This is a genomic window from Flavobacterium sp. FG19 (genome assembly GCF_057809475.1).
This window is the reverse complement of record NZ_JBMDKA010000009.1, coordinates 1-12,743: the sequence shown is the minus strand read 5'-3', so window position 1 is coordinate 12,743 and position 12,743 is coordinate 1. Positions and strand designations below refer to the sequence as shown.

Genomic DNA, 12,743 nt, shown 5'->3' with positions numbered 1-12,743 from the left:
TTACGCAAAAAGACTGGATAATCTGCGCCTTAACTAATTTATCGAATCACACATTACAAATAAGTAACATGAAAAAACAATTCTTTCCTGTTACATTTGAATTCGTATATTCGGCCTTTATTTTGAAAAAAGAGAATGATTGCAAAATTGAATGAAAAAAAATCCTATCCATGGATTGTTGCCGGCTTACTATGGTTTGTTGCCTTATTGAATTATTTAGACCGACAAATGCTCTCCACTATGAAATCGGCAATGATGGAAGACATTCCTGAATTGGCCAAAGCTGAAAATTTTGGTCTTTTGATGGCTATTTTCCTTTGGATATATGCGCTTATGAGCCCCGTTTCCGGAATTATAGCCGATCGGTTTAATCGAAAAACAATAATTATAGGAAGTCTTTTTATCTGGTCAGGAGTGACAATGGCGATGGGTTATGCCACCACTTTCAATCAAATTTATATCCTGCGCGGCATTATGGGTTTTAGTGAAGCTTTTTATATTCCGGCTGCTTTATCCTTAATTGCAGATTACCATCAGGAAAGAACACGTTCTTTTGCAATTGCAATTCATACTACCGGAATTTATTTAGGACAGGCACTGGGAGGTTTTGGAGCCACTATTTCGAAACATTTTTCCTGGCATTTCAGCTTTCATTCCGTAGGCTTACTTGGTGTGGTTTATAGTTTGCTGCTTATATTTTTTTTACGCGAAAAGAAAGCTCACTTTTTTAATCCTTCAAAAAAGTCATCTGCCAGCTATGAATTCAGGCAAATGTTTAAAGGATTGGGAATATTATTTGGCAATATCTCTTTTTGGGTTTTACTCTTTTATTTCGCCGCACCAAGTTTACCGGGCTGGGCGGCCAAAAACTGGTTACCGACCTTATTTACCGAAACTTTACATTTAGACATGTCGCTTGCAGGACCAATTGCAACGATAACCATTTCAATGTCTTCTTTTTTTGGTGTTTTAATTGGTGGTGCCATTTCAGACAGATGGGTGATGAAACATCTGAAAGGACGAATTTACACCAGTGCAATTGGATTATTTCTTACCATTCCGGCATTGTTTTTATTTGGTTACTGCTGCAATACAGAGGCTATTATTTTTGGCGCTATCCTTTTTGGACTTGGATTTGGAATATACGACACGAACAATATGCCGATTCTTTGCCAGTTTGTTGCACCCCGTTACAGAGCTACCGGATATGGAATTATGAATTTTGCAGGTATTTCGGCCGGAGCTGTTATCACCGAGTTTTTAGGAAAGGCAGCTGATAATGGAGGAATGAGACAAGTTTTTGTGCTACTCTTATTGGTAGTGGTTACTGCAATCGTTTTACAACTGGCAAGTCTGCATCCCAAAACTATAGATATGACTGAGGGTAATGAAGTTACGGAGAATTGAAACCATTGAAGAAAAGCAGAGAAACCATACTATTCGGATTTGGATATAATATCTGACAAAAAGGATATTTTATGAGATGTTTTTTTATCTTTGAAATTCAGATAATTTTATCTTTGAAACTTCAGAAATTAATACTCATTTATGGAACAGAAAATTCATCAGGGGAGAAACGTTAAACGTTTCAGAGAAATGCTTGGCATCAAACAGGAAGCACTGGCTTATGATCTGGGAGAAGATTGGAACCAGAAGAAAATTTCTATGCTGGAACAGAAAGAAATTATTGAAGACAGTGTATTGAAACAAATTTCCACTTTTTTGAGAATTCCTGTTGAAGCTTTTCAGAATTTTGATGAGGAACAGGCTATAAATATTATTTCTAATACTTTTAATGACCAGTCTAATGGTTATAATTATTACCCTACTTTTAATGTGAATCCTGTAGAGAAATGGATCGAAGCTTTAGAAGAAATTAAAAGATTAAATTCAGAGCTTTTAAAAACTAAAGATGAACATATTAAGTCTTTGGAAAAGCTTTTAAATAATAAATAAGCTTTTATAATAACATCTTAATTCGAGTAAAAGAGAAACTTTCTCGGTCACTTTTCTATTTGTCCGTTATGGTTAATTTACTTTATATAAAGCCGCTCCTCCGGAGCTTTATATCATAAACGTTTATTCTTTTTCTATAAATACTGTGACTTCTCCGAAGCTTCTCAGAAAAGGAAACATTCTTTAATGACTACCCTTTTTATCCTTTATTTTTTCATAACTTTTGAAACTGATTCAAAAACTAATGTCTCATCAAAACTTAGACTTAACCTATGAAAACAACAATAGCGGTCTTATGTATCTTTTTGCTTTTTTCTGCGTGCAGAGAAACAAGCAAAAGTAACAGCGAATATAATGAAGACAGAGAACTGGTTCCAAATCCTGAAAAAAATCAGAAAGATGTATTTGTGCAGAATGATCATTGTAATTGTGCAAAAAATGATTTTACCGGAACAAAATCCGACACCGTTTACAAATTATCTAATGGTAAAAAAATTGCATTGTGCGGCTATAGAAACACAGATAGTAATCCAGTAAATTTTTCTGAATTTGTACTTTCTGTCTGCGGCGAAAATAAAATAATTGATTTTTGGGGTGCCGTTCAAAATTGTAATTTAAGGGTAAACAAAGACACTCTATTTGTTGAAGAGCTTATTAATTTACCAACAAAAAAAGACCGGAGTTATGAAACTAATATTTGGGGAATTGACAAAATATACTTCGAGAACCATAAGGTCATCAAAAAACATGTCATAAACAAAAACATTAAAAAATATTCCCAAAAAGAAATTACAGAGACCTTAACAGAATATGAAAATGCCAATGAGCAGTTAGACGATGAAAAAATGCAATTATTAAACCGACTTTTCATTGCCTGTATTTCAGAAAACAAAAAAGCACTGCTCTATTTTAATGAATTCAGTACAAAATATAAACTTGACGGAGCATTTGGCGAAGAATATAACGATTTAAAAGCGATGCTTGAAATGTGGAAACCGGAACAGTAACTACTATTAAATTAACCAGCTTTGAAATAATACTCTATACGTAATTTTTCAAATTCAAAACGATTCATTTGTTGTTATGTACAAAGTAAACCTCCCGAAAATCAAACAAATGAAAACATTTTTTAAATATGGCTGGCTGGTGTGTATTTTAATTTCTTGTAATAAAGATGAAAAAAGAACAGAAAATAAAGTCCCAGATACTAAAACAGAAAAGAATAGTTTGATTGAATTCACCCCGCATTTTATAACCAGACTGGATTTATCAGATACAGACAGTATCGTGCTCGAAGATTATTATAAGAATGAAAAAATGAATACAAAGTGGGTTCACTTTAGATATAAAATTAAACCTGATACAGCTTATACTTTGTTTAAAACTGCTAAATTTAATTTTCAGCTAAAAGAAAGTTTTATTCAGAAACATGATTATAAGTTACTATTCAAAATTCAGAATAAAAATTATGAGTATTTTTTTTCAAAAAATTGATTATGACTCGACAAGAAACGGACAAACCAAAATTTTCCTTACCAAATCATACTTTTTAAACGGAAAAAAGTATGAAGGATATGATGCTGTATATTATTTAGAATGAGATGAAGCGATCTTTGCTGGTACAAATTCTCCTTGCTTATATAAATTACTATTTTCATGAATGACCTTAAACTAAAATTGCAGAACTTCGTTTTTAATTTCAAAAAATGGCTCTCTGAAAATTATTCTCAACACCATATCGAAGAGCTTTTATTTGATGATGCTGGTTATCCGGACTGGTCTGAAATTGAGGATTTTTATTCGGAATTATTAGAAAAAGACCTGCTGCAAAATTTAGATAACGAAGACCAGGAGAATTTACTTTATCTAATTTCACGCAATTGGGATCGCGGCAGAATGATAGCCTGGCTTTCAACCGGAACACAATTATCTAATCTTGGACCTCTTAAAGAAAATGATTTTATAAAGCTTAGCAGAACGCTTTCTAAAATCGGCACTATTGAATTCGACGATGCCAAATCTCAATTTGTTTCTTCGTTTAAAAAATTCAGTTCTTTAACCCCGGAAATTGAAGAAATACTGCTGGTATTTTACCATCAGGAAAATGAGTATACCAAAAGATCAGCCCTAATGTCACTTGGAAAACTGGGTTATCCGGACATAAAAAAGTTAATTAAAATGTCATGGGAAACTATTGATGACGAACATCATAAAATGGGATGTTTACATGTTATTCACGAATTTTTAAACGACAAAGTGCTATTAAACCATTACATATCTCTGGCGCAAAAGGAGAAGGGAGAAAATTTGAAATATTTCATTTCTGAAATATCGAAATCAAAAAAAGATCATTAACAGCCGTTTTGTACAATAGATAGGAAAAAGGATTTAACTGATATTATTAATTACTGCCCGTCGAGCTCCAATTATCATTCTTCAACATAAGGCGAATTGACTTTGTCATCAATTATAAATCCATTATCAATGGCCTCTGCCAGTATTTCAGAGGGTACGCCAAACTGGGCTGTCGCTGCCTGTATTACAGATTCGATGGTATTTCCTTCGGTAGCCCAGCATTCGATAATTTCAGTTGCACCGCTATCAGAACAATACACAATCTTTTCGGATCCCAAAAACTTAGCCAGTGCTTTACTGTAATTAAATAGGAATTTCCTGTTGGCTTTGTAACGTAAATTGGCGTATTTGCATTCCGGTAAGTATAAAACTTCAATAGTATGCCTGTTGAAATACACTAGTCCAAAATAAGTTAACAGCGAATGTGAGATAAAACCATACTCCCCCACTAAATGCGGTGTTTCGTTATTTGTCCAGGAATCCAGTAAATCTTTTTCGGTAATGTTTTCCCAGTACCTTTCTTTATCCAAATTGTCTAATACCTGTTCAACCGACATCCCGTAGTCTATTTTGCTCTCAATTTCTTTAAGATAAGCTTCTTTAAGTTCATTATTTCTGCCCAGCAAAGCAGGAAATTCCATAATTTCTTCAGAGGTCAGGTTATGCCTCATGATCACTCTTACATCAACTCCCATCCCATTTTATTTAACATATTGCATTTAATTTATACCCTAATTTAGTATCTCTGTTGACTACAAAATGGGATCATATTCTATTTTTTTGAAAATAAAATTTTCGATTTTCAGTCTAAAACCATAATCATTTTGAAGATAATCATGTAATATAATTTCGGTTTCTAAATGATCATTTCTGTCAATGCTGATATAAAAATCAGAAATCCATAAACCATCAAACCAGTCTGTTGAAACATTTGGAAGTTTATCTCTAAAATCAGCTCCGTTGTAAAAAATAAGCAGTTCCTCTTTTGCCTGTCCCAGCCATTTTACATATTCTATTAATAGTAATAAACAATAGTCATCCGGCTTTTTCTCTGAAAAAATAAAACAAGCCTCATCATCCCAAACCGGTTCATTGGGCACATTTTTATTTAAAACCACTATGTTTTTAATTTTTTCGGAAATTTTAATATCATAACTTCCGCCATTAGTTTGAGAAATAATGAGATCTTCGATCACTAACCGGGTAGGATCCTTTTGTATTTTAGCATCCCGCAGATCTCTGTAAATTTTAGTATTCCAAACATCCCGATTTTCTATCTTTGACTGCAGCTCCTCTAGTTTTAAAGTCTGAACAGAATTACTTGTTTTAAAATTTTTATCAATAATTCTGGAAGCCTCTATGTTCCTGCCTACAATATCATAAATTTCAGCCAGTATGTATTCTTCATCAAAAGTTGGTTCTTTTAAATCCTTTAAAAAATAAAGGATATCATATAGTTTTTCAACACTTCTTTCGGAACCATTTGAGCTTAAAAAGGCAGCTTTAGCCTCACTAAACTCCTGAGCTGTATTTTTCATTATTGTTTTTTTATAAAAACGAATATAGAGAGATTTTTTTCAGGATCACTTATTTTAAGATTCTTTTCAGAGCCTTTTCAGATTTTGCAAAAAAATTTCTAAAACAGGTTCGTATGATCCATAAAATTACAAAACGGTAAAGTCATTTAATTTTGAAGTTTTTCCTTTTATACGATTCGGAGTACTCCAGTTAAAAACTGAAAGCAAACTTCCATCATTTACTAAAATATCTTAAAAATTAAAATCACTTTTACAGTAAAGGTTCTCAGGAATTACCCAGATAAAACCTTGCAATATTTTCAACTATTTCTTCGGGAAAAACACCTGAAAGATTGGTAAAAAGAATGATGGTAAGATTATCTTTCGGGTAAATAATAAAAGCCGCACGGCCGCCTCCAAGAGCACCAACGGCCGAATGCTTTTGCCTGCTGATTACGGGCCAGCCCAAAGCGTATGCATTTAATACTCCTCCAAAACCATCATAGGAGCCGTTGTTTAGTTTGACAGGTTCCCAAATAACATTACGATCTTCCTCTTTTTTAAGGAGTTTACCAGATTGCAGTCCAATTATCCATTTTGACATTTCTTCAGCTGTTGTAAAGGCACCCGCATCAGCGATCATTTTTGACGGGAACTCTTCGTAAGTTTCTTTCAGTTTGGTACCTTTTATATATTCGCCCCTTGCTTGGTCCTGACGGTAAAAGGTATATGTAGGACATTTATTTTTAATTACATCATAGGAATTCCCATAGTATATCTCTTTCATCCCTACTCTGTCAAACTGATTTTTGCGAACAAATTCTTCAAATTTTACGGCACTGCATTTTTCAATAATACGCTGCAGAATATAATAGTTCGTGGCATTATAATTGAACTTTTCTCCGGCTGTCGCTTGCAATGGCAGTTTCTTAACCATTAGCCATGCTGAATCCTGCCCTTTACCTCCAATAAGGCCTTTCTCATCCTCAATATCAGGAAGCCCGGATGTATGGCTCATTAATTGCCTGATGGTTATTTTTTTCCAATTTTCGGGAATAGAATCTATATAACGAACAATAGAGTCATTAATATTGAGTTTATTTTGTTCCTGCAGCTGCATTATGGCAACGGAGGTAAAAACTTTTGAGATAGAATTTATTGAAAAGATCGTATTTGGTTTCACCGGTATTGAAAAGGGCTCAACCGCAATTCCTAATGCCTCTGATAATACAATTTTATTGTCCCTGAGAATAACCAGCTGACAGCCCGGAATTTTCTTTTCCTTCATCTCTTTTTTGAGACATGTTAGTATTTCCTTCTTTTTATCCTGAGAAAAAACAGAAGCACTCCAAAAAAACAGTATCGCTGAAATAAAAACTGTAATTCTCATTATATTATTAAGTTTCTCAAAGTTATACATTTTAATTTATGCGAGTGGTGACTACTCATTAAATCCAAAAACCTCTGATTATTATTCCGTAGAATAGCAGACCGAACAAGAAAGAGACTTTGAAAGTCTCTTTCTTGTTCGGTCTGGTTAAATTATTTTTTATACAGTTCAATTTTTCTTCCATCAGGATCTGAAACAACGGTCAAAAAGCCAAAATCTGTCTGCAGTGGTTCTGAAACCGTTATACCATTGTTATGCAGTAAATGCAGGGTTTCCTTAAAATTATCAATTGCAAAACCTAATCTCATATTTATATCGGGTTCAGTTTGATTTTTTGCCAATGGATAAATTTCCAAAACCATAGTTCCAATTTCTGCTGAATAATGCATGGGTGAGTTACCGTGTTTATGATAATCAAATTTTAACCCCAGCAAATTATAAAAGCCGGCAAGGCGTTTTTGATCATTTGTTCTTATAACGAGAAGTCTAATCTCCATTTGTTGGTTTCATTTTAGTTTTTAATACTAATCATAAAGCTTGTATAAAAATAATAATTCAAATAGAAAAGCAGCTCTTGCGGTCTCTTTTTTATCAAAATAACGCAGTGTGTCTAAATTTATAATAAGTTTGCTGTTACCAATCTTATAAAATTACAGTCGCAGCTAAAAAAAACCAAAATGAATATCTTCAAAAAAATGTTTAAAAATAACGATACTATAAAAGAGCCGGAATTTAAAAAGCAATATTTAGCCGGATGGGAAGTAACCTTAGATGGAAAAGAGCATTGTCAAAGTTTTATCGAAACTCAAATAACAAATCAGGAAACTGCTGAGAATTTTTATTGTCATATTATTTTGACTTACAACGAAAATAATTTTTTAGAATCTGCTGAATCAAAGGATCAGGATGGGAATGTGGAAGATCTGATTATTAAAAATGATCACATTGAATACAAAGAGTTAAGAGTTAACAAATTATTCAACTTTGAAAAAAACGAAAATGGAGAAAACTGGATGGGAGGAAGTCCTTCTTCCAACTTTTTAATACCTGAAAACGACTGTCCGGGTTCATTTCAATATTTAGGTCTGCTCAGCCATAAAAGTGAAGCTTTTACATGGCTTCCTTTTGACCTGAATTTAATTTGTCCCATTTATTTGGACATGGAACAAGTATGGTTAGATTACTCCGAACCAAATTCTCCCAGTATATTGAATATAGAAGAAGTGAATTCCCTATCAACTGCTTATGATGATTTAAAAACAGATTCTTTTATAGAATATGAGCAGGTTCGTTTCACTACTAAAGAAGATACTGAAATCAGTCACGAAATCGGGTTTTCGGGCATCCCCAACTGGATTCAGTATTCTAACATACCCAGATGTCCCAAAACTCAAAAAACAATGCGGTTTCTATGTCAGCTCGAAAGCATCGATGAAATTAAGACGAAACGAACCAATATTGCACCTGCCAATGAATGGTATAAACAATACTTTGAAACTATGAATTTCTGGGGCGACGGAGACTTGTATGTTTTCTTTGAACCAGAATCAAAAATTGCTTGTTATATGATTCAAAACACATAAAACAGAAAACAAATTTAATCTATTTATGAAAGAATACAGTATTAAAGAAAACAGCGATAAAGAAATTATCCTGACCTTTTTATTGGATAAAACAACTTTGATTTTTTCTGCTTTGTTTTCAATAGTGCTTTTAGGAATAATATTTTTTAACATTGAAGCCGAAACATTTTACAGAATATGGTTTGCTGTAATTCTCCTATTTTGTGTTTTATTCTATTTAACCTTTAATCACTATTTGGAGTGGAGAAAAAACAAATACAGTAAACTCTCTATTGATGACGAAGACCTGTTTATAAATGACAAATTTTATTCTAAAATACAACAGATAAAATCGGTTAACGTGGTGTATTGTACCAATAAATATGAATTAGGCTGGACGGTCTATATTAAAAAACATCGTGAAGCCGAAAATTATATCCTAAAAAAGCGTCTAAAAAAGGAAGACGCCCTGCTTATTGCTGATAAAATAGGTGTTTTTCTGGATCGGAATACCATTATTGATTAGCATTTTTTGATCAAAATCTGAAAGGCTTCTTCATTTTATTCCCTTAAAACAACATCTTTTTCTCGTAAATTTGTGCAGCCCTGCCAAAGTCTGTCAAAACAATTCATACTTTTCAGGCCCTGAAGAAAATAACAACACTTTATATACAAATGGAAATATTAATAATAACCGGCCCTCCGTATTCCGGAAAAGGCACACAATGCGAAATTTTAAAAGAAGAACTTCAATTTGCGCATATTTCAACCGGAGACCGCTGCCGTTTAGAGAAACAGAATGAAACGGAAATTGGAAAAATAATGTCTGAATATGAAGAAAAAGGAGATTTAGTGCCTGATTCTATCATGAAAGATCTTTTTAGTAAAATTCTGGATGAAAACGCCCAGGGTAAAGGAATCATTTTAGACGGATATCCAAGAACCGAACCGCAGGTAAATGATTTGATGGAGCTTGTTACTTCTAAAAAAATGGAAATTGGAAAAGTAATTAATATCGACGTTCCAAAAGAAGAACTTTTAAAAAGAGCCCAAAAAAGAGCCGAAACTTCCAATCGAAAAGACGATAAAGATGCCGCCATTCACCTTAAAAGAATCGAGGTTTTTGAAAATTCAACCCGCCCGGCAATCGAATATATGAAGTCTAAAATTAAAGTTTTAACTTTTGACGGACTGGGCACTATTGATGAAATCACAAAACGAATAAAAGATAGTTTGTAATTGATTCGACAGCGTTATTGCTATAAAATTAAAAAACCTCCTCAATTTCTTAAGGAGGTTTTTCATTTTCAACAAATCCGATTTGTTTTTTTCTGCTCAGTTTTTGTGCAGTTCTGTTTCAGTAAACAGTACTTTGTAATTGGGATTTTTCAAATAATTTTGCTGTTTTGCTTCATAGATTTCGCCTTCATCCTTTATCCAGGAAATCTGACTTTCCTTAATATATTCGCGCTTTTCCTCTTCGGTGTTTTCTTCTTCTCCGTATCTTTTTAAATATACCTCCGGTGTAAGGTTTTCGCAACATTCGCATTCATCCAGATAAACCGCTTTATAACCGCAGATATCGCAAAAATCTACATTTTCAAAATGGGTTATGTAACTGTGTCTCGATCTGTTGAAGTTTTTGGAAAGATAATCGAGAAAAGCCCCAAAGCCTATCGCATTTTTTGAAATAGATAATTTGCCATAAATCATTTCTTCACTTTGAATAGTATCGTCAAATTCAATTACTACCGCTCTGTATTTTCCATAAAAATCTAAATCTTCAAAATACCTGCTTTTGATTGTCTCCCACGGATAGTAGAAATTCTCATAACGAAATCCCTCCTCTTCAATGGCAATTTTCCTTCTCTTCTCTAAATAATGTTTTCTGCAGTCCACATAATCCCAGCCCGCGTAGTTTCTGATTTCTCCCTTTTCACCGCAGGTTTCACAAACTTCCATTGCAGCATATCTGTAACCACTGATAATTTTTTGAATATTAGCATCATCCTCATGATCGGCATAAAATTCCAAAGCGGCATATTTGGATTTAATACAATAAACCCGTTTGTTCCAGCCATTGTCGTGTAATTCCTTTATCAGTCTGATCGTTAACGGATACCATGCTTCTGAAATCTGCAGGTCAATACCATTTAAATCGGCCAGTTTTCTTAAATCAAATGAATTGATCTCTTCATTAATTATAAAATCTTCTAAATTTCTGCACTCCCTATTTACAAAGACTACCCCTTTATAAAAGTCTTCTTTTTGAATTTTTCCCGCATACCGAATTTCGGTTGTAGAATAATTTACCCAGGGTACATCACTCTCAACCAGCGGATAAAAATCGGCAGTATCATTTTGGTCTTCCTCACTTTCATGATTTTGGGACATTTGTTTACTCACCGCTGCAGCCATGAATATAAAACTTACCAGCAGTACCAGTATTAGTATTGTGTACATTACCATATTTTGGTTTCTTTTTAGCCGCGAACAATCCTGTCCGATCTCAAAATATCCTGAGACATTTTTTTATGATAATTATTATTCAGGCGAATATAAGAAATGTTTTTACCTCGTAACTTTTAAATTTCAACTTCTATATCAACTATATTCACGATTTTACCCGATATTTATTTCAGATAAAGGATAGAAATCAAAACTATCGTTATCAAAATCAGATAATATTTTCTTCCCGATTTCATTACAGTAGTGAGTATTTAACATTTTTAAACCATCAATCTTAAAAATCAACGGATATTTTATATCATCTTTATAAGAACCGTTTTTATAATCATATACTTCAGTATTATTAACACTGATTTTAGACGACAGCTTATCATCAATACAACTAAATGTATCCCTTAAATAAAAAGCCACAAACTCATGATTTACCTGTTCTGCATTTTTTTTATTAAATATCTGAACTGGATAAACTTCAATCTCGGCCTCTACACTCTGCTTAATGATTTTCAGAAAATTCTTGCTCACAACAGGAATTTGAAAATCACTTTTTAGCCAATGTAAGCCGGAAAGGTTTTGAAAAGTAATTTTACTAGTCTCAAATTCTAATTTTTCTGGCAGCGATAATTTTTGTTTCTGGTTTATCTGAGATAAAATTAATCTCCAGTCATAGTCATCAGTACCATCAAGTTTATAATGAATATGTTCTTCATTGTATTTTAATGTTCCTTTTCTAACCCGAATCTGATATATATTCATCTATTTAATTTTGAGATCAATTTATAAAAAAAGGCTGAAAAGAAATTATTTTTTTTCAAATCCTATCATCTATTCAAGGTTTTAGATTCTGCGTTTATTCTTATCAGAAAAATTGTATTTTTGTTAAACGCTCCCAATGAACAGCCGTAGCATACAATTACAATCTGTTTTTTACCCTTTTGGTTTATTTACTTAATTATTATCTTTGAATTATGAGCACACTTACAAAACAAAATCATATTGGCCGAAAAATAAGCCGCATTCGTGAACTTCGTGATATGAAACAGGAAGCTCTGGCACAGGCTTTGGGAACAAACCAGCAAGCTGTTTCGGCTATTGAAAACAGCGAAAATATAGATGATACTAAACTGGCTCAAATTGCGAAAGCACTTGGTGTAACGGTTGAAGCTATTAAAAATTTTTCGGAAGAAGCGGCCATTAATTATTTCAATAGTTTTAATGAAGCTGTAAATAATAGTCATTTTGGAAATAATAATCAGTGCACATTCAATCCGTTAGATAAATTAATAGAAACGGTAGAAAAAAATGAAAAGCTCTACGAACGTCTGCTTCAGGCCGAAAAAGATAAAATTGATTATCTCGAAAAAATATTAAAAGGGAAATAACCTTTTTTTCAAAAACAAAAACGGAGCTGTCCAAAAAAAAACAGCTCCGTTTTTTTGTAAGCTTCGGAGATTCTGTGTTGATTTACAAGTTAAAATTGAAATTTTAATTATTTTT

16 protein-coding genes are annotated in these 12,743 nt (G+C 33.0%); 10 read left to right on the top strand and 6 right to left on the bottom strand.

The genetic code is table 11. From position 1 onward, the window contains the following. Positions 1-135 precede the first annotated feature (135 nt). From ACODST_RS10720 to ACODST_RS10695, 6 genes are all read left to right on the top strand, one after another. Positions 136-1,407 carry an MFS transporter gene (locus ACODST_RS10720; RefSeq protein ID WP_488932117.1) on the top strand — a complete coding sequence of 424 codons (1,272 nt, stop codon included), beginning with the start codon at positions 136-138 and terminating at the stop codon, positions 1,405-1,407. 141 nt (positions 1,408-1,548) lie between these two features. Then, positions 1,549-1,956, top strand: coding sequence for a helix-turn-helix domain-containing protein (locus ACODST_RS10715; RefSeq protein WP_488932116.1), 408 nt, complete (start codon positions 1,549-1,551; stop codon positions 1,954-1,956). 272 nt (positions 1,957-2,228) lie between these two features. Further along, a complete protein-coding gene (locus ACODST_RS10710; protein WP_488932115.1) occupies positions 2,229-2,963 on the top strand; it encodes a hypothetical protein in 735 nt (244 codons plus the stop codon). Positions 2,964-3,072: 109 nt separating this feature from the next. Next, the gene (locus ACODST_RS10705) at positions 3,073-3,450 is read left to right on the top strand and encodes a hypothetical protein (RefSeq protein WP_488932114.1); all 378 of its coding nucleotides are present in this window, start codon (positions 3,073-3,075) and stop codon (positions 3,448-3,450) included. After that, on the top strand, positions 3,425-3,556 hold the full coding sequence (locus ACODST_RS10700) for a hypothetical protein (RefSeq protein ID WP_488932113.1): 132 nt from the start codon (positions 3,425-3,427) through the stop codon (positions 3,554-3,556). The genes ACODST_RS10705 and ACODST_RS10700 overlap by 26 nt, the downstream gene beginning before the upstream one ends. Positions 3,557-3,612: 56 nt before the next feature. Further along, positions 3,613-4,311, top strand: coding sequence for a hypothetical protein (locus tag ACODST_RS10695; RefSeq protein ID WP_488932112.1), 699 nt, complete (start codon positions 3,613-3,615; stop codon positions 4,309-4,311). A 74-nt stretch (positions 4,312-4,385) separates the two neighbouring features. On the opposite strand, the gene ACODST_RS10690 is transcribed toward ACODST_RS10695, so the two are convergent. From ACODST_RS10690 to ACODST_RS10675, 4 genes are all read right to left on the bottom strand, one after another. Beyond that, complete coding sequence (locus ACODST_RS10690) at positions 4,386-5,006, bottom strand: hypothetical protein (protein WP_488932111.1); 621 nt, start codon at positions 5,004-5,006, stop codon at positions 4,386-4,388. A 57-nt stretch (positions 5,007-5,063) separates the two neighbouring features. Beyond that, entirely contained in the window at positions 5,064-5,849 is a 786-nt protein-coding gene (locus ACODST_RS10685; protein ID WP_488932110.1) for a hypothetical protein, read from the bottom strand. A 265-nt stretch (positions 5,850-6,114) separates the two neighbouring features. Then, positions 6,115-7,116, bottom strand: a complete 1,002-nt coding sequence (locus ACODST_RS10680) for a serine hydrolase domain-containing protein (protein ID WP_488932109.1) — start codon at positions 7,114-7,116, stop codon at positions 6,115-6,117. A 254-nt stretch (positions 7,117-7,370) separates the two neighbouring features. After that, positions 7,371-7,715: a VOC family protein gene (locus ACODST_RS10675; protein ID WP_488932108.1), complete on the bottom strand. Its 345-nt coding sequence runs from the start codon at positions 7,713-7,715 to the stop codon at positions 7,371-7,373. A 180-nt stretch (positions 7,716-7,895) separates the two neighbouring features. Here ACODST_RS10675 and ACODST_RS10670 point away from each other — a divergent pair, with 180 nt between their 5' ends. The 3 genes from ACODST_RS10670 to ACODST_RS10660 all read left to right on the top strand — a co-directional run bounded on the left by ACODST_RS10670 (position 7,896) and on the right by ACODST_RS10660 (position 10,019). After that, positions 7,896-8,801, top strand: a complete 906-nt coding sequence (locus ACODST_RS10670) for a hypothetical protein (protein WP_488932107.1) — start codon at positions 7,896-7,898, stop codon at positions 8,799-8,801. 25 nt (positions 8,802-8,826) lie between these two features. Further along, a complete protein-coding gene (locus ACODST_RS10665; RefSeq protein ID WP_488932106.1) occupies positions 8,827-9,306 on the top strand; it encodes a hypothetical protein in 480 nt (159 codons plus the stop codon). 149 nt (positions 9,307-9,455) lie between these two features. Beyond that, a complete protein-coding gene (locus tag ACODST_RS10660; protein ID WP_488932105.1) occupies positions 9,456-10,019 on the top strand; it encodes an adenylate kinase family protein in 564 nt (187 codons plus the stop codon). A 96-nt stretch (positions 10,020-10,115) separates the two neighbouring features. Here ACODST_RS10660 and ACODST_RS10655 read toward each other — a convergent pair whose 3' ends face one another. Then, complete coding sequence (locus tag ACODST_RS10655) at positions 10,116-11,243, bottom strand: hypothetical protein (protein ID WP_488932104.1); 1,128 nt, start codon at positions 11,241-11,243, stop codon at positions 10,116-10,118. A gap of 159 nt (positions 11,244-11,402) precedes the next feature. Next, positions 11,403-12,002 (bottom strand): hypothetical protein, encoded by a 600-nt coding sequence (locus ACODST_RS10650; protein WP_488932103.1) that lies wholly within the window; start codon positions 12,000-12,002, stop codon positions 11,403-11,405. A 212-nt stretch (positions 12,003-12,214) separates the two neighbouring features. Between ACODST_RS10650 and ACODST_RS10645 the strand changes: the two genes are divergently transcribed. Then, positions 12,215-12,628, top strand: a complete 414-nt coding sequence (locus ACODST_RS10645; RefSeq protein WP_488932102.1) for a helix-turn-helix domain-containing protein — start codon at positions 12,215-12,217, stop codon at positions 12,626-12,628. The last annotated feature ends 115 nt before the right edge of the window (positions 12,629-12,743 follow it).

Bases quoted from the DNA above. Each gene is read 5' to 3' on its own strand.
- ACODST_RS10720 (WP_488932117.1), top strand. From the start codon at position 136: ATGATTGCAAAATTGAATGAAAAAAAATCCTATCCATGGATTGTTGCC.
- ACODST_RS10715 (WP_488932116.1), top strand. From the start codon at position 1,549: ATGGAACAGAAAATTCATCAGGGGAGAAACGTTAAACGTTTCAGAGAA.
- ACODST_RS10710 (WP_488932115.1), top strand. From the start codon at position 2,229: ATGAAAACAACAATAGCGGTCTTATGTATCTTTTTGCTTTTTTCTGCG.
- ACODST_RS10705 (WP_488932114.1), top strand. From the start codon at position 3,073: ATGAAAACATTTTTTAAATATGGCTGGCTGGTGTGTATTTTAATTTCT.
- ACODST_RS10700 (WP_488932113.1), top strand. From the start codon at position 3,425: ATGAGTATTTTTTTTCAAAAAATTGATTATGACTCGACAAGAAACGGA.
- ACODST_RS10695 (WP_488932112.1), top strand. From the start codon at position 3,613: ATGAATGACCTTAAACTAAAATTGCAGAACTTCGTTTTTAATTTCAAA.
- ACODST_RS10690 (WP_488932111.1), bottom strand. From the start codon at position 5,006: ATGGGAGTTGATGTAAGAGTGATCATGAGGCATAACCTGACCTCTGAA.
- ACODST_RS10685 (WP_488932110.1), bottom strand. From the start codon at position 5,849: ATGAAAAATACAGCTCAGGAGTTTAGTGAGGCTAAAGCTGCCTTTTTA.
- ACODST_RS10680 (WP_488932109.1), bottom strand. From the start codon at position 7,116: ATGAAGGAAAAGAAAATTCCGGGCTGTCAGCTGGTTATTCTCAGGGAC.
- ACODST_RS10675 (WP_488932108.1), bottom strand. From the start codon at position 7,715: ATGGAGATTAGACTTCTCGTTATAAGAACAAATGATCAAAAACGCCTT.
- ACODST_RS10670 (WP_488932107.1), top strand. From the start codon at position 7,896: ATGAATATCTTCAAAAAAATGTTTAAAAATAACGATACTATAAAAGAG.
- ACODST_RS10665 (WP_488932106.1), top strand. From the start codon at position 8,827: ATGAAAGAATACAGTATTAAAGAAAACAGCGATAAAGAAATTATCCTG.
- ACODST_RS10660 (WP_488932105.1), top strand. From the start codon at position 9,456: ATGGAAATATTAATAATAACCGGCCCTCCGTATTCCGGAAAAGGCACA.
- ACODST_RS10655 (WP_488932104.1), bottom strand. From the start codon at position 11,243: ATGTACACAATACTAATACTGGTACTGCTGGTAAGTTTTATATTCATG.
- ACODST_RS10650 (WP_488932103.1), bottom strand. From the start codon at position 12,002: ATGAATATATATCAGATTCGGGTTAGAAAAGGAACATTAAAATACAAT.
- ACODST_RS10645 (WP_488932102.1), top strand. From the start codon at position 12,215: ATGAGCACACTTACAAAACAAAATCATATTGGCCGAAAAATAAGCCGC.